This window comes from Proteinivorax hydrogeniformans (assembly GCF_040515995.1).
In the GTDB taxonomy this organism is placed as follows: Bacteria; Bacillota; Proteinivoracia; order Proteinivoracales; family Proteinivoracaceae; genus Proteinivorax; species Proteinivorax hydrogeniformans.
Map to the genome: position 1 here is coordinate 1,915,460 of NZ_CP159485.1, position 22,071 is coordinate 1,937,530.

The following is a 22,071-nucleotide window of genomic DNA, read 5'->3' on the forward strand; positions in this document are numbered from 1 at the left end:
TAAAAAGCAATCCCTCGCTTTTGAGGGATTGACTTTGTTAAGTTTTATCAAGAGCTCTAAAGCTTTTAACTTTTGATAAGCTGTAGCCTCCCAATGCTATACAAATACCACCGATAATCGGTTGATAAAACAATGGTAAAATCAATGCAAAAGCTCCCATTGTACCGTAAGAAATGGGAATAAGACCAGTACTTACAGTATTTAAAAACCCAAATACCCTTCCCCTTTTTTCATCAGGAACAACCTTTTGAAAAATAACCGAAACTTGAATATTAGCACAGGTTGCCGAAATACCTATTAGAGCACCTAGCACCAACATAGTATATACTGTAACCATAGGATTTATGTTCGTAAAAATGGGTATTGCCATTACAACCCCAGATAAACTAATACTAACTGCCATTAGATAAATGCTTTGAGTAAGTAGCTTGGCATGTTTATTAGATTTTAATATTGACAACGCTAAAGCACCTATTAAAAAACCAAAGGCTATAGCAGATTGTATAAACCCTAAAAATGTTTCACTTATTTGAAGAGTTTCTAACATAATTCCCGGAATTATTACTGGAATAAGGGGAGATATGAAAAAATTCATTATGGCAAATAAAGATACCATTTTTAAAAACAGATTGGACTCCCATATATATTTTAGTCCTTCAATCATATCAACTTTAAGGTTGTAAAATGCATTTTTGCTGCTATCTACTTTCCGTTTAAGCGCAGGGATTTTTAAAAATAGCTCAGCAAAACCAGATATTATATATGAACTACCATTTATGAAAAAAAGTATTGGTAAAGCTAAGCTGGCTTCAGAGCCTCCGAAGCTTGCAAATAGGATAGCTGCTAAACTAGGGCCTACTATTCCTGCACCAGATTGAGTAACCTGCCGAAGTGAGTTTGCCTGCTGCAAGTCATCACGCCTTATGATAGTGGGTAATACTGCACCTATCGATGGGTTAAATAAAGCACTAACTATACCAACTAAAATAAAAATGAAATACATATGAACCCCGGTAAAACTACCGTTATACATTAAGACTGCCGCTCCTAGCATTAGCAAACCTCGAAAAAAATCACTAACACAAATAATGGCTTTTCTATTTAAGGTGTCGACTAACGTTCCTGCCAATGGACCTAATATAACTCCAGGTATCGAAGCAAACATCATGATGCTCGCAAGGGAAGCTGCTCCCATGTTATTGATAATCCATATAATGCAGGCATAGTTAAAAAAGCTATCTCCCAATTGTGAAACCATCTGACCTGACCAAAGCAGTAGGAAATTACTATTTTTAAATAATGAGTTAGGTTGTGACTCACCTTGCTGTTTGATAACTGCCTGATTCATTTGAAACCCTCCTAAAAATTATTTCTAACGTTAAAATAATTTTAAACGTTAGAAATAATTTAGTCAAGTGCCATGCTGATAGTTAACAATTTCTTAACAATTTGTTGTCTTAAACAGCGCCATGATACCCATTATACGATTACTTATATTAATTTATCACAGGGATAACCTCTAAAACTTTATCACTGTAAAGGAGGCAAATGAGTTTTGGGGTTAGCCATGTAGCACGGGGCGAAGGTCGCCCCCTACCCTCTTTGGCGGGTGTATTCGTGTCTTATGTTCATTGTGTGGGTCCTGCGCCCTTGTGGGCTAGACCCTTCGGCAAGCTCAGGGTGACGTTGGGGATTTTCTGCGAGGCGTTTACCATAGCCAATTACGGGTTTGCACCTACACAGAGATCGCCCCCACCCTCTTTGAGAGAACATGTATAATTGTCCACTGGGTTTAAATTGTCAATTGTCCATTGTAAATTGTAAATTGTAAATTCGCTTTTTTATCCGCTATCCCCTATCTCCTATAAATCTGACCTTAAAGCAGAGCCAGCTTAGTTCAAACATTTGCAAATTTTGTGTATTCGTGTATAGAATATAGTAACAAAATTTTACGGTGGTGGTTTTTGTGGAGTGGGTTCTTTTAATCTTTATTGTTGGGGCTTATTTTATGTGGAAGGCTGGTAGATATGGCTCTAAAAAAAGAAAAGCTCATCCCCCTCAGTCAAAGAAAAAGCAAAACATGACTGAACTTGATGAGCTGCTAGATAATCCGGATACTTTTTTTAAAAATCAAAACAAAAATAAGAGATAAGGTAATACTTGTAGTGTAAAGCCCAAGCTCCTTTCAGCTTGGGCTTTAGATTTTTATTTAATGAAAATTCTCCTGCGGGCTAAATCCTTATCTTTGGATCAGGAATAACGTTAAAACCTTTGGACCATTGACTTTCTTTTTCTACCCTTCAGAACCTAACAAGTCAGATTTTATAAGTTTTGTAGCGCTTAGAATTATCATCACTATGGTTAGAGTCAGTGCCAGTAATATTCCTACTACATAGGATGCGTTTACCTGACCTCTAATAACTAGATCTATGTTGGAGTATGCAAGGGGCTGAATAAATCTAAAGATAGATGCATTTGATAATGTGGAATCAAAAACAAAGTTTAGCATAAACACCCCTGTTACTAGGCCTAAGGTTGAGGAGATTGAATTGATAAATATAGAGACTGCTTTGGTTGAAGCAATTGTCATTACCAGCATTGCCACGAACAACAAATATCCCAACGCTAGATATCGTCCGGTGGACACTATTTGATATTGCCCTAGGTTTTCTCCGTTGCTGCTTAGTGATGTTAGCATTTCTGAAGTAGCTATCGCCTGTGGATAATCTAGGTCTCCTATCCCATATATCGCTGTTATCACTATAAAAAATGTTAGTATTATAACTCCTAATATCGCCGTTGTAAACATCATTATGCTTATTAGCTTTGACCAATAGATTTTGGCTCGGGAAAAGGGCTGGGTAAAGTATGTTTTGTAGCTTCCCTCTTCTATTTCTCCTAAATAGATATCCACCGTTAAAATAGCTATCAATGCCAATAATATCAGTGGCGTGTACCCTCTTAGGATAAAAAGCAAAAACTGAAAACCATTTATTTGATATGGTGAGTGCTGAGGTTCTATGTTGTTTTTTATCAGATGTTCATTTATAGCTATGTTTTCTCTAAGCTGCTCCGGAAGCTGATTTCTATATCTTAAGATATCCTCACTCATGTAGTTATTTTCCGCACCAAAGATTAGGTTGTGATACTTTTCGTTTTCAATCTCTAACGCTCTTTGCCATGACATCATACCAGGACTACGATAATAAGTTCCCAACTGAGTTGATGTGGACGCTTCTGTTATTAAAAACTCTACTTCTTCAAAATCTATCCCTGCAGGGCTAAGTTCTTCTGAATCTACCTCGATAGATTCTAATTCATCTAGCTCTATTTCCACAGAACCTGGTTCTTCAGGATCAACACCTTCAAGGCCCATCTCCTCTAGCATGTCTAGGACCTGTAGCCTTCCCGTTGCTTCACGTGCTTGATCTCCCATATCTCTTTCTTTATCATACATATAGCTGTCATGTAAGTTTCCGTTATAAATTACTAACCCCAACAGATAAGCTATCATTAATGCAATTATTATTTTGTTTTTATTGTTTCCTCTAAATTTTGTCCATTCGCTTAGGATTAGCTTAATCATTTTCTTCACCATATACCTCTTTATAAACTGACTCTATATCCATTTCTGCTCGGTGTATGTCTAGCACTAAAATGTCGTTTTTTATTAGTTTACATAGCAGCTCTGATAAAGAATCTTGGTCTTTGAAGGTGATTTTTACGCTGTCTGATATATACTCTACCTTTTCAGGGTCAGCTACAGATTCTATAAAGGGTTTGGCTTTTTCCACAGAGGAAAGCTGTAATATATAACTAAACCGCTCTTCAATAGCTTTAGGGGTTTCTATGATTTTGCCGTTGTTTATACAGATAATTCTATCGGCTAGCTTTTCTACCTCACCTAACTGGTGGGAGGAAAACAGTATCGAGATGTCTTCTTTTTCTATTAGCTGCTCTAATGTACTTCTTAAGCCGATTATGCCACCTGGATCTAAGCCATTTGTAGGTTCATCCAAAATGAGAAATTTAGGCTTGCTCAAAAGGGCTATTGCTAATCCTAGCCTTTGCTTCATTCCCATGGAATATTGCGATACCTTAATGTCCAGCTTTTGCCCTAATTGAGTAAATTCTTCAATTTCTTCCACTCTTGTTTTTGATATATTTCTCATTTTTGCTATTAAATGAATGTTTTGCCTACCAGTCATGTCTTGATAAAGACCGGGGCTTTCAATTAGCGATGCTTGTTGTGCCAAGGCCTTTTCTTTCTCCTTTAGTACGTCAACGCCACATATTTCTATATGTCCACTTTCTGGTATTACCAGGTTACAAAGACATTTCATGGTTGTGGATTTTCCTGCACCGTTTGGCCCTATAAACCCAACTATTTCATTTTTGTTTACCTCAAAGGACACATCCTTTAAAATATGCCTTTTGCCGTAGCTTTTGTTTAGCTTTTCCACAACTACCACAGCGTTTTTATTCATTTATAACACCACCTTAATGTTTTTATAAATCTTTCTTTTTAAAATACCATATGTTACCTAAAATAAGCAGGGCTGTTGCGGTGACTAGCACTATGATAGCCAGTAGTGGAGTTGTGTTGTAGTTTCCGTTTAAGATGTTTACTGGGTTATTCATGGTAAAGGGACTAAGGTTTAGCTTCTCATCAACTATCCACCTTTGGCTTACCGCGATCCCTATAATGCTGATAACGGCGGCAGCACTAAAGCCGATTATTTTGTTTTTGGTGACAGAGGAGATGAAGATATTTAGGACCACATAAAACACTGTGCACAGCACTAGTAAAGCTAAGGCCAAAAGCAAAAACTGATACAGCGGCATCAAGGTTAGCTTATCGCTAATGTCACCACGTATTAATGAATATCCACTTATACCCAATGCTTGGTAGTTACCCATTCTCTCAGTATCTCTTTCTAAATAATTTGGCATTGGATCGGCAGAAGTAAATCCACCTTCTAGATAGGTCACCGGGTATTTAAAGTTTTCAAATCCATCTGATAACCCCAAAAGCAAAGAGATTACTAGAGCTGGTATCAGTATCACAAAAAGTACATGCAAAATACTGATAGTAACTTTAGATAATAGATATTTTTTTCTGGAAAAAGGTTGGGTTAGTATCAGTTTTAAATTTCCACTTTTCCACTGGTCATTTATGCTATCAAAAACTAAAATTAGTATGATAAAAGCTAAAAGCATGGGCACAATTTCCCTAAAATAGTGGTACAAAAAAGTCATGCTGTCCATATGATATCTGCCGATAGGTTCAATGTCATTTATATGCAAATGATGGTATAACTGCCCATTTTTTAGGAAGTAATAGATTGGAGAGTTAGTTCTGGGGTTGTAAAACTCAATTTCTTCATATGCTATACCTCCACTTACATCATCCCATACTTTCTTAATTTCCTCGTCCCACCATTCAGCCCTAGGATCATCTGCCTGTGGGGGGGTGTATCTGGGATTAAGTAAGTATACAAAAGAATGAAGGCGAGTATATTCATTGTAATCTTCTGCTAAATATGCTGCTTGAGCTTGATCGGATGTTTCCATCCATATATGCAAAGAATCAATAGCTGCGTCCGGAACATCCCAACCAAATTGACTATAAGCATCAAGAATTAATTCAGGAAAGATTCGATGACAAACATATCGGTAAGGTCTCCTTGCATCATCAGCTCTGTATTCTCCAATCATTTGAAAAGATATGATAAAGATTATGGCCATTAAAAACCATGTCTTAGGGTCTTTAAGCTTTCTCTTTAGTTCAAATGTTATATAACTCTTCATTTGTTCACCTCCCCTACTGATAATTATGCCTGTTGCTTCTAGTTACGTTTAGCTAATAACGCCTATAAATCTTTCTTTTTAAAATACCATATGTTACCTAAAATAAGCAGGGCTGTTGCGGTGACTAGCACTATAATAGCTAACAGTGGAGTTGTGTTGTAGTTTCCGTTTAAGATGTTTACTGGGTTATTCATGGTAAAGGGACTTAGGTTTAGCTTCTCATCAACTATCCACCTTTGGCTTACCGCAATCCCTATAATGCTGATAACGGCGGCAGCACTAAAGCCGATTATTTTGTTTTTGGTGACAGAAGATATAAAAATATTTAGGGCTACATAAAACACTGTGCACAGCACTAGTAAAGCTAAGGCCAAAAGCAAAAACTGATACAGCGGCATCAAGGTTAGCCTTTCGCTTACACCGTGACGTATTAATGAATATTCACTTATGCCTAACACTTGAATGCCAAATTGCTCCTTGTTGCTCTCTAAGTAGTTAGGCATTGGGTCGGTAGAGGTAAACCCACCTTCTAAATAGGTCACAGGGTACTTAAAGTTTTCAAATCCATCTGACAACCCCAAGAGCAAAGTAATAACTAAGGCTGGTATCAGCAAAACAAACAATACATGCAAGATACTGATAATTATTTTAGATAATAGGTATTTTTTTCTGGAAAAAGGTTGTGTCAGTATCAGTTTTAAGTTTCCACTTTTCCACTGGTCATTTATGCTATCAAAAACTAAAATAACAATAACAAAGGCTAAAAGCATGGGCACAATTTCTCTAAAATAGTGATACATAAAAGTCATGCTGTCCATATGATATCTGCCGATAGGTTCAATGTTATTTGCATGCAATTGATGGTATAACTGCCCACTTATTATTGAATAATAGTTTGGTCTTCTTCTTGGATTATAAAACTCGATTTCTTCATATGCTATGCCTCCGCTTACATCACCCCATATTTCTCTAATTTCTTTATCCCACCATTCAGACCAAGGATGGTCTTCCTGTGGAGTATTGAATATGGAAAGATGTAGGTTAGCTAAAGAATAAAGGCGGGTATATTCCTTATAATCTTCTGCCAAATATGCTGCTTGAGCTTGATCATAGGTTTCCAACCATATATGCAGAAAATCAATAGCTGAGTCCGAAACATCCCAGTCAAACTCTCTATAACTATCAAGGTGTATTTCAGGAACACTCCTCAAATTAATGAATCGGTAAGGTCTCCTTGCATCATCAGCTCTGTAGTCTCCAATCATTTGGAAAGATATGATAAAAATTATGGCCATTAAAAACCATGTCTTAGGGTCTTTAAGCTTTCTCTTTAGTTCAAATGTTATATAACTTCCCATTTGTTCACCTCCAAAAGTATAAATTGAAAAATAGTACATAAGCGTAAGCCAAATAAAATAAGTTCCGCTTCCAATGATTTATCTTGTACAACAACTATTTTGTGTGGCTAAATATTAGTTTAAAGATTTAAAATATTCTAATATTATCTTTATCATAACATATCCTAAGCATTGATTTATTAAATTTTAGTTAACTAACATTTCTTTTTATTTAATTTTTTTCACACTCGGTTTTCTGACCTCTCGTTTTATTTGACTAAATATTATAACATTTAACTAAAAGATAACCCAGTTTAAAATGGGGTTCGTTACGTGGGTCTTGCGCCCTTGTGGGCTAGACCCTTCGGCAAGCTCAGGGTGACAGAATTGCAGGGCGTTGGCTTAGTTTCGTGGGGTGGATCTGACTTAAGAGGTATTATAAAACTTTTCTATATGATGACTAGAATGGGTAAGTTATCGGCGTTGATGATTTTGTGCGTGGTCTTTCTTTGGCTCTGTCATTCTGAACGGAGTGAAGAATCTTATGGGTTATGTCTTATGAACTGGGCTATTAGTGGCTGATCAAGTGATAGGTTCGTTTCTGTCCGTTTCGCCGGTCTTTGCGCCCTTGTGGGCTAGACCCTTCGGCAAGCTCAGGGTGACGTTGTAGGAGCGTTGGCTAGGCGTGATGGGCTTAGAATGGTTCGTTAATGTTACTTTGTGTTTAGCGGGGAGGGCTGTCGGTTTTGTTTAATTTGGTGTGGTTTTTGAATCTGTCATTCTGAACGTAGTGAAGAATCTATGGGCTTATGTTTTGTAGAACTGGTTTATCCCCACTAGAAAAATGTTAAAAGAATATGAGTCAAGTTAGCCTAGATTTAGGTCCCTGCTTAGTATCCGTCTCGGGGTCTTTGCGCCCCTACGGGCAGGCTTGATTATGGGTGAAGTATATGTATCTCTTTGGTAAAAACGCCTTTAAAGGGTTATTCTCTTTTAAAAACAGTAAACGGGTCAGCAATTTTCGCTTCTCTTCAATCTAAATCATATTCGCCATCAAGGTGAATACATAAGCATATGCAGTAAATAATCCCCTTATTAAATTCAGTAATTGCTTATACAATCATGCCATCTTGAATGTTTACTATACGATGACAGCAAGAGGCTACTTCCTTATCATGGGTTACTATAATAATTGTCTTTTTCTCTACAGAATTGAGTTTGGTAAAAATATCTAAAACATCCTGCCCTGTAGCACTGTCTAATGACCCGGTGGGTTCATCTGCTAAAATAATTTCCGGCTCATTAACTATCGCCCTTGCTATAGCAACCCTTTGCCTTTGCCCTCCTGACAAATTAGCTGCCAAGACATCTCTTTTTTCAGAAATATTTAGCTGCTTTAAAACTGATTCCACTTTCTCTTTTTTAGACTTTATAGCTTTTTGAGAGTAAGAAAGTGGAATCATGATATTTTTAAAAACAGTATACCTATCCACTAAAGCAAAGTCTTGAATCACAAAACCAAAAACCTCGTTTCTAAGCCTAGCCATTTCTTTAGCTTTAATATGGCTAATCTCATTTTCTTTATAAGAATATTCACCCTTTGTAGGTCTATCAATACAGCCCAAAATGTTTAAAAGAGTGGACTTTCCAGAACCAGAAGGACCCATAATAGCAACCATCTCTCCTGTTGTGATAGTAAGAGAAAGTTCTTTTAACGCGTGGACCTTGGCATCACCTTGCCCATAAATTTTATCTACTTTAGTTAGCCTAATACTCATTCTCTATTCAACTCCTTCTAAGTATTGTACTGATGGGAGTACGGTATAGCTTCACAACTGGGTACAAAGTAACTACAAAAGTTAACAAAACACTAAATATAATGGTTATGAAACTTACGGTAGATATTCTATGAATAGATATCACAATAATATTTGCTAAAAAAACTAAAGACAAAACCTGCAATAATATGCGAGCAATTATTAACCCCACCCTTCCCCCACATAACAAGTGTACTGCAAATTCTTGTTTACGTTCATTAATAAATTGGATTAGATTACAAACCAGTCCTATAATACAAAATAATAGTACAACTAAAAATATAATAGTTAAAAAACTAATTGTGACAGTAATATCTCTGTTAATATTGTCCATCTGCTCACTAAAACTTCTAACTCCAAAAGTAAATAAATTGAGTTCCTTTGATTTTTCTATGATAGGTTGCAAATCAGCCCGTTGATCAGTGATAAAATAGGTCGAGTTAATTACATTTTCATAGTCTACTACTCCATTAAATCTATCACTTTGAAAAGGCACCACAAAGGTTCTATCCAGCCATAAAATATCCCCACTTCTAAGGGGGTTTATATAATAAGAAAGACTTTCTAAAAAGCCTTTTACCTGATAATCTATTTCCCCTGATGAGATAACATCCCCTAGGTCATAGTAATCCAAAAACTCATAACCTAATAGGATAGGAACCGCCTCTTCTGAACTAATAAAATCATCAGACGCAAACTTCTCTCCTTTTGTACATTTTAAGTTAAAAACCTCTATAAAGTTTTCATCCACTCTAACCATATTATAAGCATGCCTATCACCACTACTAAATCTAATAAAAGAATCTGGTAGTTCTGTGCTTGAATCTAAAAACATTGAATGACCGGTTCCAACAGTATATGAGTTAAATTTATCGTCATTTTTCATGAACTCGTATAGAATAACTAATCTTTCAGATGCATCTTCGGAATTTATTATATCTCGTGAAAAAGTTAACTCATCAGTGTTGTCTACCAGGGCAAAAACTTCCTGTTCTTTGGTCAAGTGGTCAATTTGATTTTGATAAAAGTTTAAGTCTAATATAAGTTTTATAGTTAAACTAAATACGATTAATGCAGCAAGTATTTGTAAAAAGAGGACAAAGTTTCGTCCTTTTTTTTCAATCAGATCCTCCCAAGCATATTTCAACTGCTTCATGATAACTCCCCCCTTAGCTCCTCAAGTGCATAACTATATCTTGTCTAAGCCATCTGGTAAGAAAAATCCAACTAGCCACAATTCCTATAATAACCACCAGCATATACCCAAGGCCAATTACCACTACCGGCATAGAAGATCCTATAAAAGGGATTATACTAGCACTTATAATCAACACCGGTATAATTATTCCTGCTAGATACCCAAAGCTGACAATAAGAATATAGTCTTTAATTATAAGCCATTTTATGTAAAACTTGTTACCACCAGATAAAAGTCTTACAGCCACCTCTTTTTTTCTACCTTCTACCCAGTGTCTCGTAATGGAAAACACATTAAGCAAAACTAGACAAACTGTTATTATAAAAATTAGAATAATGAAAGAGGACTGTCTTAGTGAAGCAAGTAAGTGATCTGTAGCATCACCCTGATAGGGTTCACCTCTTATTTCTAAGCTGGAGTCAATTTCTGTCATATGTTCATAAAACCCACTATAGAAAGACATACTTTTTTCCTGTAAATCAAAAATATATTCCCCTTCAAGATGGTAGTCAATATTATCAAAATCGGCTGCCATATTTACATAGTACAAGCTGTTATTATCATAATAGCTTGAATATGCTCGGCTTGTTTCTCTTTCATTTAGTTGAAAGATCCCAATTACCTCATAAAGATTACTTTGATGAAGAAAGTATTTCACTCCACCTTTTTCGATGCATTGCTCTTGCAAACTCTCTTCTATTACAACTGTTTGTGTACTGTTTTCAAAGTCTTGCTGTTTAAAACTCCGTCCCTCAATAATATTAGGTTTAAAATTTGTTACTCCATTTAACAAAACACTTTTACCCCGTGACCATGGGTAATCCCTATAAATGATGGCATTTTCTGTGTTTTCTTTAGTAAATTCTACTAAATCAGTAACGGTAACGTTTAGTTCCCTATTTATTATAGAAACCCGTACATGCTGATTTGATAAAAAGTCAGGATTTTCTTTTTTGATGGTGTAGAACTCATAAATAGTAGAAAAACAAAGGATAAACAACATAGCTACGGCAGCATATAATACCATTAGCAAAAAAGACCTATGTAATATCTGTCTCAATTAAAATCACCCCAAACTTAAATTAATATCCCCGAGCAAATAAATGCTCGGGAACCCATCTTAAAAGTATCTCCATCCATTTCAAGATAATATTATCTTGAAATGGCCACCTTCTCCTAGATGTATACGCTCGATAAAATTTGTCATCATTTTCACTGGAAGCCACATTACTCCATATCCGATCACTATCAAAATCTCCTTGGCGGGCTCTCACATAGCATCGTCTTATGTGACTATTAGCTCTTGCACCCCAAGCATCCCGCTGTTAAAAGTTGACCTGAGCTCATAAACATTATAATAACTATAATACTTATATAAGTTAGCATCATTTACTTCAAAGCTTTCTCTCCCTTGTTTTATTTGACTAAATATTATAACATTTAATTAAGAACTACAACCCACTTTAAAGTGGGGTCAGAAAACGAGGAGAAAAGAGGGGGGTAAGATGGAATATAGTCTAACTACTTTTGGGGGAAAATTAAGGTCTTTAAGGAAGAAACATGTGCTTACCCAGCTTGATGTTTCAAAAGCTACAGGTGTAAATGTTGAAACTTTACGAAGGGTAGAGCAGGGAAAAGTGGTGCCTAAAATTGAAACGCTAGAGTACCTGTCTCCAGTGTTAAAAGAAGATGTGTTGCTACTTTTTTTTAAGCATAGGTATCAAGATTACTCATTGTTACAAGAAAAAAAAGCCAGGTTGGAGAGAAACCTTGATAACGGCGACTTTTCAAAGCTAGAGTTGGAAGTTAAAAAAATTAATAAAATGATACCAAAGATAAAAAATAAATACTACAAAAGATTAATAGAACAGCAGCTTCTTTTTGCTAAAGGCATTATTAAGTATAAAAAAGAAAATGACTCCTCTAAAGCGTTAAATATGCTAATCAGAGCCATTAAATTGACAACACCTAAGTTCGAGTTGGACAATTTTCAATCATATGTTTATTCCTCTACAGAAGTTAGGATACTTATGAACATTGGCATGATTGTAAACAGCTTAGGAAGAAATAAAGAGTACTTAAATATACTGGAGTTTAGTATTAAAACAATAAAAAACACAGATGAATTATACCCAAAAATTTGTCACAATCTAGCTGGTGCCTATATTAGAAAGGGCGATTACATAAATGGTCTAAAGTATTCAAATTTTGGGGTTGATTGGTGTAAAAACAACAGAATTTATGCTGGCTTAAACCTTTTGTATTATAGTAAAGGAGTTTGTCAGTTCTATTTAAAGGATAAAAACTACAAAAGTTCTGTGGAATTAGCAATCTGCTTATGTGAAGCCTATGGACAAGATAAATTAAAAAAGCTTATGCTGTCTAATTATGCTGATCTAAAGAAACAGGGTTGTATAAGGCAATGATAAAGGTAAAGTCCAAGTTTTTACAAAAGTTATAGGTTCGTTTGTGTCCGTTTTGAGGGTCTTTGCGCTCTTGTGGGCTAGACCCTTCGGCAAGCTCAGGGTGACGTCGCAAGAGCGTTGGCTAGGGGTGACGCCGTAAGAGCGTTGGCTAGGGGTGATGGGCTTAGAATAGCTTCACCCTGTTTTAGTGTCTTTATTGTCGGTTCTGCTTAATTTGGTGTGGTTTTCTTGAATTTGTCCTTCTGAACGTAGTGAAGAATCTATGGGTTTATGTATTCTGGAGTGGGTAGTGGCTTACGGTGTTTGTCAAGAAAGTTGTCGCATTAAAATTAAAAAGTTTTACGAATTACCTTGTTAGATTGTAAAGCTAATCTACATGATCTATAGTATTTTTAAACTGTATGTCTTTTATAGGGTTTAGAGAAACATATTCGGGTAATGACCAATCTCTGATATTTTTAGACCACCTCTCTGGGTGCTTTTTCCTTGCATGCTCATAGATCCTGATTCTTTTTTCTACTATATTAACATCAATTCCATAGTGTCTTTGGTAAGGTGTAACAAATTTTAAGCCACTATGTAAGTGTTCATAGTTATACCATCTAACAAATTCTTTAACCCAATTTCTTGCTTCCTCTATGCTTTTAAAACCTTTATAAGGGTATGCTGGGCGATACTTCATGGTCTTAAAGAGCGATTCGGAGTAAGGGTTGTCATTACTAACTCTTGGACGGGAAAAAGAGCTTTGAATACCTAGTTTTTCAAGTGTGGCCTGAAATGTTGCTGCTTTCATTGGGCTGCCATTATCGGAGTGTAGTACTAAAGGTCGACCTGAAATCTTTTGAGACAATGTTGCTTTTTTAATAAGTCTTTCAGCATATTCTGCTTTCTCTGACTCCCATACTTCATAGGCTACAATTAATCTGCTAAACATATCTATTATAAGGTATAACTTATAGAAACTACCTTTAACAGCAGAGTTTAGCCATGTTATATCCCAAGTCCATATTTTATTAGGGGAAGTAGCTACATGAGTAGGAGGCTCCCTTTTTGTGGGTTTTTTGGCCCTTCCTCGGTGAGCATCCATTTTTTCTTCTTTTAAAACCCTGTAAATTGTTGATTCAGATGCCAAATATTTGCCTTCGTCTGCCAGCTTAGGAACTATTTGTGATGGAGGTAAGTCGACATACTTAGGATTATTTGCTGTTTTTATTATTTCTTGGCGTTCTTCATCTGTTAGCTTGTTTTTAGGAGTGGGGCGTTTAGCTGAAGGTCTTTTATCTTCTTTGATCTTCCCTTTTTCCTTAGTCCATCTTTGATAGGTACGCACGCTGATACTTAATACTTCACATGCAGGGGCTAACCTTGCACCATTTATTCTTGCTTCATCGATCAGTTCTACTGCTTTTACGCGATCTGAGCTACTGATCAGTCTTCCTCGGGGTCCCCCCAAATCGCGTCTGCTTTTTTTCTTAATACTAGTAATGCAGCCGTTTCTGCCAGTGCCTTCTCTTTTTGTCTAAGCTGCTTTTTTAATTCTTTTGCTTTTTCCTTTTCTTCCTTTAACTCACTTTTAGTCTTTTGGTAGTCCTGTGTTTCACCTTGGTTTGCCTTTAAACATTGCTCTTTCCAACGCTTTATATCTTCAAGGTATATACCTTTACGTCGGCAGTAATCGGCTAGCTCAGCTTCACTTAAAGCTGCTGTTTCTAATACTATTTGGAATTTATCTTCTGAGTTCCACCTATTTTGAGGTTTGCGAGATGATAGAGTTTTATTGTTTCTTTTCACCCATGTATAAATGGTTGTTTTGGGAATGCCCAGCTCTGCTGCAATAGCAGTAACGGTGTCATTTGAAGGGGGCTCAAGTCTTTTTAATACGGACTCAATAAACTCTTTAGAGTAGTGCTTACTTTTAGATTTTGACATAATTTTATCTCCTTAGGTTTAGTGTCGTAACTTCATTATTGCATTAATTTTCTTATACGACAACTATCCTAACACATAGGGCTTATTAGGCTACTGTTTAAAAGGGGAGATAGTATGTATTATGTTTACATCGCTACTAATTGGAATAATAGAGTCTTGTACACAGGTGTCACTAACAATTTAGAGCGTCGTATTTATGAGCATAAAAATAAATTGGTGAAAGGTTTTACACAGAAGTATAATGTGGATAAATTGCTTTATTATGAGTCTACTTCCGATGCTAATTCTGCCATAGCAAGGGAAAAAGAAATTAAAGGCTGGACACGACAAAAGAAAAATGAACTAATTGCGAGTGTAAACCCTAAGTGGAAGGATTTAAGTAGTTGAGTAGTGGGAAGTAAGATGTGAGTAGTGAGAATAGAAAGCTGAATGCTTAGATTCTTAGTCCTTTTGTGTCCGTTTTGTGGGTCTTACGCCCTTATGGGCTAGACCCTTCGGCAGGCTCAGGGTGACAGTTCTTTTAAAGCCTTTGGCCCCACAGTGTGTTTTGACCCCACTAGGATGCTTAAAGGTGCTTAGATTCTAGGCGCAAAAAATCCCAGGCCGGCAGCGTATAAGTAATAGTAGCGTAATTGGAGGTTGGGAGTTTGTAGTTGGGCAAATTCTTAGTCCTTTTCTGTACGTTTCGTGGGGTTTTGCGCCCTTTTGGGCTAGACCCTTCGGCAAGCTCAGGGTGACAATTCCTTTAAAGCTTTTGACCCCACAGGGTGCTTTGACCCCACTAGGGTGGCGGGCGACGACCCAAGGTCGCCCCTACGAAAGTGCTCAGATTCGAGGCTTTAAAAAAGTCCAGGCCTGCCAGCGTATAAGTAATAGTAGCGTAATTGGAGGTTGGAAGTTAGAGGCCGGTAAAAAAATCTTGCACAAAGGTTTCTGACCCCACTAGGATGCTTAAAAGGGCTTAGATTCTAGGCGCAAAAAAATCCCAGGCCCTCAGCGTATAAGTAATACGCGAGGAGTCTGGGATTTTTATTGCAACAACGAAGATAAGTGCTTTTTAGCTTCCGACCCCACTAGGGTGCTTATAAAGCGGCCTAGCTCTCTTAGCCTAGGAATTGTTCGATATCCTCTTCCACAGTCGAAATAGGATTGATACCGAAGTTTTCTACTAGTACGTTTGCTACGTTTGGTGATAGGAATGCTGGTAGTGTTGGTCCTAGTTTGATGTTTTTCACGCCTAGGTGTAGTAGAGCTAGTAGTACGATTACTGCTTTTTGCTCGTACCAGGCGATGTTGTAGGAAATTGGTAGGTCGTTGATGTCGTTTAGTTCGAATACTTCTTTCAGTTTTAGGGCGATTACTGCTAGTGAGTAGGAGTCGTTACATTGACCAGCATCTAGTACTCTTGGGATGCCGCCGATGTCGCCTAGGTCTAGCTTGTTGTATTTGTATTTTGCACAACCAGCAGTTAGGATTACTGTGTCTTGTGGAAGCTCTTTGGCAAAGTCTGTGTAGTAGTTTCTGCTTTTCATTCTTCCGTCACAACCAGCCATTACGAAGAATTGCTTGATTGCACCTGATTTAACAGCGTCTACAACTTTGTCAGCTAGCTGCATAACTTGGTTATGAGCAAACCCACCTACGATTTTACCTTTTTCGATTTCTGTTGGAGCTGGTAGTCTTTTAGCATGCTCGATGATTTCTGTGAAGTCTTTAGCTTTACCATCTTTACGATCTTCAAAGTGCTTAAATCCTGGGTAGCCAGTAGCACCTGTTGTGTAGATTCTGTCAGCGTAGTCTGCAGATGGAGGTACTATACAGTTTGTTGTAAATAGTACTGGTCCGTTGAAGCTTTTGAATTCTTCTTTTTGCTTCCACCATGCATTTCCGTAGTTACCAACGAAATGGTCATACTTTTTAAATGCTGGGTAGTAGTTAGCAGGTAGCATTTCGGAATGAGTATATACGTCTACTCCTGTACCTTCTGTTTGCTCTAGAAGTTCTTCAAAGTCTTTAAGGTCGTGACCACTTACTAAGATAGCAGGGTTGTTGCGAACACCGATGTTAACTTCTGTGATTTCTGGGTTACCATATTTAGATGTGTTAGCTTCGTCTAGTAGAGCCATAACATCTACACCGTACTTACCGGTTTCTAAAGTTAGGGCAGTTAAATCGTCAGCGCTTAGAGTTTCATCTTCAATTGCTACTAGTGCTTTTTCGATGAATGCAGAAATTTCTTCGCTGCGATGACCTAGGTTGTCAGCATGCTCAGCGTATGCTGCCATACCTTTAAGACCAAATAGAATTAGAGATCTTAAGCTTCTTACGTCTTCGTTTTCTGTAGCTAGGATACCTACTTCTGGTTGAGCAGCCTTTTGTGCAAATTCACTTCTGCTGCCAGTCCATGTAGCAAAGTCTTTGTAGTTTTTGTCTTCTAGCTTACCTTCTTTTTGTAGAGTTTCTTTGATCGCATCTCTTTCTGTAATAACTTTTTCGATTCTTTTAGAGATTGACTCATCGTCAAAGTTAGCATTTGTAATTGTTGTAAATAGAGAATCCATTACTAGTCTGTCTGTTTCTGGACGGTTTAGACCTGCTTTTCTAGCTTGCTGGTTGTATTCAGCTACACCTTTAAGCACGTGGATTAGTAAATCTTGCAGGTTTGAAACTTCGCTTGACTTACCACAAACACCGGCTACATCACAGCCAGTACCTTTGGCAGCCTCTTGACATTGGTGACAAAACATCTTTTGACTCATTTTTTGAATTCCTCCTTTATTTTGATTATCACTAAAAAACTGTTTAAGTTTTGATAGCATTTTGTGTACCTCCTGTTTGTTGATTACATGTCTAATTATATAGAAAGTTATGGTATGTTTCCGTGACGTAGGTCACGAAAAAGGCAAGGAACCGATTTTTTTAAAATCAGTTCCTTGCCTTTATGAGTTGTAGTAATAAGGTGTTAGAAGGTGGGAGGTTGGTAAAGGGTCGTAGGGCATGGCTGAAAGGCGGAGATTTCAAGTTCAAAACCTTTTGCACACGGAAACGCACTGAAAAGCTTTTTGTAAACCTCACGGAAACACACTGTAAAGATAAAAAAAAAGAACAAAAACTTTATTTGCCTACGGTAAACATAACGAAATAAGCTACATGCTGGGTCAGACTCGTTTAGGGCTTAAAAATCAAATGCTATCTCGCACGGAAAAGCGCTGAAGGGCGTTTTGTAAACCTCGCTGAAAAGCGCTGTAGAGACATTAGTTAGATAGAAGATGGTTGGATTGTTGGATAGGGAAAGCACAGTTTTGCTGATTACGCTGTAAATATAAATGCTGTAAACTTTGCCTCCGGTTTGCTGTTTCTTTCTGTTTGGGTCAGGGTGGACACAGAGATCCACCCCTACAGTTGCGGCGTTTTTGCCCGTTTCGTAAGTCTTGCGCCCTTATGGGCTGGATCCTTCGGCAAGCTCAGGATGACGTGCGGTTGGAGATTGTGGTGTTGGTGACTTGGTTTTCATTGTCAATTGTCCATTGTAAATTGTAAATTGTAAATTCGCTTTTGAATTTCCCTATCTCCTATAAACCTGACCCTAAAGTAAAACTACATAAAAACATTGGCCACTGTAAAACGCGCGGTTTTGGTAAAGAGGCCGGTGCTCTATCTGACCTGCCCCCTGTCAAGTAGACAATGGAAATAATAAAAAAATTAAGCTGTTAACTGATATTGATATCGATATTCTATTGGGCTTAATCCGCTCAGCTTTTTCTGTAGCCTGGTATGGTTATAGAAGTGGATATACTCGTCTATTGCATCTTTTAACTCTTTAAATGTTTGATAGTTGCCTTCTAAGTAATACTTTTCGACCTTTAGCTTACCAAAAAAACTTTCTATTGGTGCATTATCAAGGCAGTTTCCTGCTCTTGACATACTCTGTGTTATATTTGCAGCCTTTATTTTTTGTTTAAATCCATTGGAGGTATACTGGAAACCACGGTCACTATGGAGTAAAGGAGTCGCTCCAGGTGATTTTATCAAAGCCTTATCTAAGGTCTGAAATACTAGCTGATTATTATTAGAGTGGCTTACAACATATGAAACAATGGAGTTATCGTACAAGTCTAAAATAGCACTTAAATAAGCTTTTTTGTTGCCATATTTAAACTCTGTAATATCTGTTACCCATTTTTCATTTGCCTTATCTGCTTTGAAGTTACGTTTTAATATGTTTTCCGCTATGTGTTCTGGTTTAGATTTACCATAGCGTTTCTTTTTTCTTCGGGTAATTGATTTTAGACCTGCAACTTTCATTAGGCGATGAACTCTTTTATGGTTTATCTTCTTTTCATATATACGGTCTAGGTACAACTTTAACACTCTATAACCATAAACACCTTTAAAACCATTATATAGTAAAATCAGATCTTCCATAATTTGTTCGTTTTCTACTTCTAAATCAGTTTTTTTCTTGTCTACCCATTTATAATAAGCAGAGCGAGTAACACCAGCAACCTCGCATAGCAATATTATTGGAAAATTGTCTTCCTCATTCAATTCTTTAATAACAATATATTTGTTTTCTTGTCTTACTCTATTTAAAGATCCCCCCTTTCTAAAGCCTTCAGCTTTTTTAGGAAAGCATTCTCCGCTCGTAATTTTTCGTTTTCTCTTTTTATTTTCTCCATTTCAAGTTTAGCTTTTTCTGTTGCTGTGAGTTCTTCTTCGCTTTTCTTACGACCACGTCCATCCTTTAATGCATCCTTGTTACCGGAGTTGTATTTTCTAACCCACTGATAAACTTGCTGGTAGGAGACCTGATAAGTTTTAGCAGTAAGTTCGTAGTTATAATCATTTTCAATGCAAAATAATACTATTTTAACTTTATCTTCAACAGATTTTCGTTTAGACATAGAGCAATCCATCCCTTCCATTTCTGTTACTGAATTTAATTTTCTATGTCCATTATACTTTTTTACCCACTTGCGTAAAACACTATGATCAGTAATTCCGTATTTTTTTGCTAAAAATCTTAAAGTATGTTCACCTGATAAATATTCTTTAATAGCATTTTCCTTTACTTTTTTAGAATACTCGACTGGCGCTTTACAATCGGTAAGTCCTTCTATACCATGCCTTGAGAACTTATCTAACCACTCGCTTATAGTCCCTCTATTAATATTATATTTGTAAGCAATGCTAGTTTTTGGACTATCTCCGTTTTTGTATTCCTGTATGATATGGTACCTTTCTTTGGCACTGTACTTATTTTTAGTGTTCATAAAATATTCCCCCTAACCAGTAGATTTTTTTATTTCAGCTGTCTACTTTATAGGGAGCATATCAATCTGCTGGGTCCAGACTCGTTTAAGGATTAAAATCCAAATTCTATCTCGCAGGGGAAAGCGCTGTAAACCTAGTTAGATAGAAGATGGTTGGATTGTTGGATAGGGAAAGCACATTAAAGGAAAACTTATTTAAATTGGGTAGCCATGTAGCACGGGGCGACACTGATGTCGCCCCCTAGCTTCTTTGATGGGTGGATTCGTGTCTTATGTTCGTTGTGTGGTCCTGCGCCCTTGTGGGCTAGACCCTTCGACAAGCTCAGGGTGACGTCAAAAAATTTAACATATTATTTTAACGGAGTGTCACCTATGTGTTGAACCATTTTTGTTACCTATGTCCTGACTAAACAGCTTTAGGTTTTAATTGTCCATTGTAAGTTGTAAATTCGCCTTTGAATTTCCCTGTCTGCTGTCTAACTTACTTTAAAGCCCTATTCTCAGCAAGAAATTAAACAGATAGCCTGCAAATATTGCTAGGCCTATAACTGTTGCTAGATAGGTAAATAGGAGCTTTTTGCTAAAAATTGAGGATAGGATTGTTACCTCTGGTAGGCTTGCTCCTGCTCCTCCTATTATTAGCGCCATTACTGCTCCCATGTTCATTCCCTGCTCTACTAGCACTGAGCTTATCGGTAATATAGTTGCTCCTCTAATATACATCGGTATACCTATTACCGAAGCAAGCGGAATAGAAAATGGAGTATCTGGTCCAGCTACTCTAACTATCAGCTCTTCTGGAATGTAGCCGTGAATAAAAGCACCTATGGCCGAACCAATCACTAAGTATGGAACTACCTGCTTAAATAAGTTAAAGGCGTATTGGCCGGATCGTTTGATTCTTGGTTTAGCACCTGACCAAAACCCATCTTCTGCAGTTATGCTACATGAGCAACCCTCTTCGTCTTTGACAATATTTACTGACTTGATGCATTTTTCATAGCCTAATTTCTCTAAAAAGATCCCAATTAGCACTGAAACTGGGAAAATTATTGCCACATATACAAGGGTTATGTTTATGCCAAAAAGCATTAGCATAAGACCAACTATTATCGGATTTAACAGTGGTGAAGCAAAAAAGAAGGACATTGTAATGCCAAAGGATACTCCGGCTTTGTGAAGTCCTAGCATAACTGGAATGGTAGAGCATGTGCAAAACGGGGTTAATGACCCTAGAAATGCTCCGACAATGTTGCCAAGTCCTCTTCTACTTTTGCCTAGCACTTTTCTTATACTTTCCGGTTTAACGTACTCTTGGAGTAGTCCTACTAAAAATGTTATGCCTATAAATAGTAGCAGCAACTCTCCAAAAAGTCCTATGAAGGTTTGAAGAAAGTTAATAAAGTTTTCCATTGTTTTCACCTCTTTTCGTTTAGAAGCAGAACATTTTTCTCGTACGGCGTAAACCTAGTTAGATAGAAGATGGTTGGATTGTTGGATAGGAAAAGCACATTAAAGGAAAACTTATTTAAATTGGTTAGCCATGTAGGACGGGGCGACACTGAGGTCGCCCCCTACCCTCTTTGAGGGATGGTTTCGTGTCCTATGTTCGTGTGTGGGTCCTGCGCCCTTGTGGGCTAGACCCTTCGACAAGCTCAGGGTGACGTTTGGGCGGGGTTCTGCGAGGCGTTTACTATAGCCAATTACGGCACCTACACAGACATCGCCACCACCCTCTTTGAGAGAAAAACATGTATAATTGTCCAAATGGGTTAAAATTGTCCATTGTAAATTGCAAATTCGCTTTTGAATTTCCCTGTCTGCTGTTCAACTGGCCAACTGTCCGACTGCTCTTAAAAAACTAAACCTCTCCCTGCTGTACTCTGCGGATTAGGTCGTGCATTTTCTTTTGTATGGTGTCTCTTGTTTTTCTAAACTCTTCTATTGGCTTTCCTACTGGGTCGTCTAGTCCCCAGTCTTCTTTGTGGTCATGGGGTACAAATGGACATTGTACGTTGCAGCCCATTGTTATGATTATATCTAGCTTATTTGGGATGTCCTTTAAGACTTTTGGTTTTTGGTCTGTTATATCGATTCCTGCTTCTTTCATTACTTCCACTGCATTGGGGTTAACTTTTACTGCTGGCTCTGTGCCGGCGCTGTATACTTCAAATACATTTTTCCCTAATTTTTTGGCAAATCCTTCTGCCATTTGACTTCTGCATGAATTACCTACACATATAAAGCCTATTGATTTTTTCACTATTTACAGCTCCTTAT

The 22,071-nt window shown here is 37.3% G+C and carries 17 protein-coding genes; 3 read left to right on the forward strand and 14 right to left on the reverse strand.

All coding sequences use genetic code 11. The features are described from left to right. Positions 1–37: 37 nt before the first annotated feature. On the reverse strand, positions 38–1,348 hold the full coding sequence (locus tag PRVXH_RS09230) for an MFS transporter (protein WP_353892494.1): 1,311 nt from the start codon (positions 1,346–1,348) through the stop codon (positions 38–40). A gap of 618 nt (positions 1,349–1,966) precedes the next feature. Here PRVXH_RS09230 and PRVXH_RS09235 point away from each other — a divergent pair. Next, positions 1,967–2,152 (forward strand): hypothetical protein, encoded by a 186-nt coding sequence (locus PRVXH_RS09235; protein ID WP_353892495.1) that lies wholly within the window; start codon positions 1,967–1,969, stop codon positions 2,150–2,152. A 141-nt stretch (positions 2,153–2,293) separates the two neighbouring features. Here the strand turns inward: PRVXH_RS09235 and PRVXH_RS09240 are convergent, their stop codons facing one another. From PRVXH_RS09240 to PRVXH_RS09270, 7 genes are all read right to left on the reverse strand, one after another. Continuing rightward, on the reverse strand, positions 2,294–3,586 hold the full coding sequence (locus PRVXH_RS09240) for an ABC transporter permease (protein WP_353894571.1): 1,293 nt from the start codon (positions 3,584–3,586) through the stop codon (positions 2,294–2,296). Then, positions 3,579–4,487 (reverse strand): ABC transporter ATP-binding protein, encoded by a 909-nt coding sequence (locus PRVXH_RS09245; protein WP_353892496.1) that lies wholly within the window; start codon positions 4,485–4,487, stop codon positions 3,579–3,581. The genes PRVXH_RS09240 and PRVXH_RS09245 overlap by 8 nt, the downstream gene beginning before the upstream one ends. Positions 4,488–4,509: 22 nt before the next feature. Next, the gene (locus PRVXH_RS09250) at positions 4,510–5,811 is read right to left on the reverse strand and encodes an ABC transporter permease subunit (RefSeq protein ID WP_353892497.1); all 1,302 of its coding nucleotides are present in this window, start codon (positions 5,809–5,811) and stop codon (positions 4,510–4,512) included. 62 nt (positions 5,812–5,873) lie between these two features. Continuing rightward, a complete protein-coding gene (locus PRVXH_RS09255) occupies positions 5,874–7,169 on the reverse strand; it encodes an ABC transporter permease subunit (RefSeq protein WP_353892498.1) in 1,296 nt (431 codons plus the stop codon). 1,091 nt (positions 7,170–8,260) lie between these two features. Beyond that, the gene (locus PRVXH_RS09260; protein WP_353892499.1) at positions 8,261–8,926 is read right to left on the reverse strand and encodes an ABC transporter ATP-binding protein; all 666 of its coding nucleotides are present in this window, start codon (positions 8,924–8,926) and stop codon (positions 8,261–8,263) included. Positions 8,927–8,933: 7 nt separating this feature from the next. Further along, positions 8,934–10,121 carry a hypothetical protein gene (locus PRVXH_RS09265; RefSeq protein ID WP_353892500.1) on the reverse strand — a complete coding sequence of 396 codons (1,188 nt, stop codon included), beginning with the start codon at positions 10,119–10,121 and terminating at the stop codon, positions 8,934–8,936. Positions 10,122–10,134: 13 nt separating this feature from the next. Further along, positions 10,135–11,223: an ABC transporter permease gene (locus PRVXH_RS09270; RefSeq protein ID WP_353892501.1), complete on the reverse strand. Its 1,089-nt coding sequence runs from the start codon at positions 11,221–11,223 to the stop codon at positions 10,135–10,137. Positions 11,224–11,668: 445 nt separating this feature from the next. On the opposite strand from PRVXH_RS09270, the gene PRVXH_RS09275 reads away from it, so the two are divergent. After that, positions 11,669–12,589 carry a helix-turn-helix transcriptional regulator gene (locus PRVXH_RS09275; RefSeq protein ID WP_353892502.1) on the forward strand — a complete coding sequence of 307 codons (921 nt, stop codon included), beginning with the start codon at positions 11,669–11,671 and terminating at the stop codon, positions 12,587–12,589. A 367-nt stretch (positions 12,590–12,956) separates the two neighbouring features. Here the strand turns inward: PRVXH_RS09275 and PRVXH_RS09280 are convergent. Next, a protein-coding gene (locus tag PRVXH_RS09280; protein WP_353892476.1) for an IS3 family transposase occupies positions 12,957–14,518 on the reverse strand; the annotation gives its coding sequence in 2 pieces (ribosomal slippage) (positions 12,957–14,044 and positions 14,044–14,518; 1,563 coding nt in all). 114 nt (positions 14,519–14,632) lie between these two features. Here PRVXH_RS09280 and PRVXH_RS09285 point away from each other — a divergent pair. After that, on the forward strand, positions 14,633–14,905 hold the full coding sequence (locus PRVXH_RS09285; protein WP_353892503.1) for a GIY-YIG nuclease family protein: 273 nt from the start codon (positions 14,633–14,635) through the stop codon (positions 14,903–14,905). 716 nt (positions 14,906–15,621) lie between these two features. On the opposite strand, the gene hcp is transcribed toward PRVXH_RS09285, so the two are convergent. The 5 genes from hcp to PRVXH_RS09310 form a co-directional block, all read right to left on the reverse strand. Beyond that, positions 15,622–17,265, reverse strand: coding sequence for a hydroxylamine reductase (hcp, locus tag PRVXH_RS09290; RefSeq protein ID WP_353894572.1), 1,644 nt, complete (start codon positions 17,263–17,265; stop codon positions 15,622–15,624). Positions 17,266–18,220: 955 nt separating this feature from the next. Then, a complete protein-coding gene (locus PRVXH_RS09295; protein WP_353892504.1) occupies positions 18,221–19,066 on the reverse strand; it encodes an IS3 family transposase in 846 nt (281 codons plus the stop codon). A 41-nt stretch (positions 19,067–19,107) separates the two neighbouring features. Further along, positions 19,108–19,791 carry a helix-turn-helix domain-containing protein gene (locus PRVXH_RS09300; RefSeq protein ID WP_353892505.1) on the reverse strand — a complete coding sequence of 228 codons (684 nt, stop codon included), beginning with the start codon at positions 19,789–19,791 and terminating at the stop codon, positions 19,108–19,110. A 486-nt stretch (positions 19,792–20,277) separates the two neighbouring features. Continuing rightward, a complete protein-coding gene (locus PRVXH_RS09305; RefSeq protein WP_353892506.1) occupies positions 20,278–21,204 on the reverse strand; it encodes a permease in 927 nt (308 codons plus the stop codon). 448 nt (positions 21,205–21,652) lie between these two features. Further along, positions 21,653–22,054: an arsenate reductase ArsC gene (locus PRVXH_RS09310; RefSeq protein WP_353892507.1), complete on the reverse strand. Its 402-nt coding sequence runs from the start codon at positions 22,052–22,054 to the stop codon at positions 21,653–21,655. Positions 22,055–22,071: the final 17 nt, after the last annotated feature.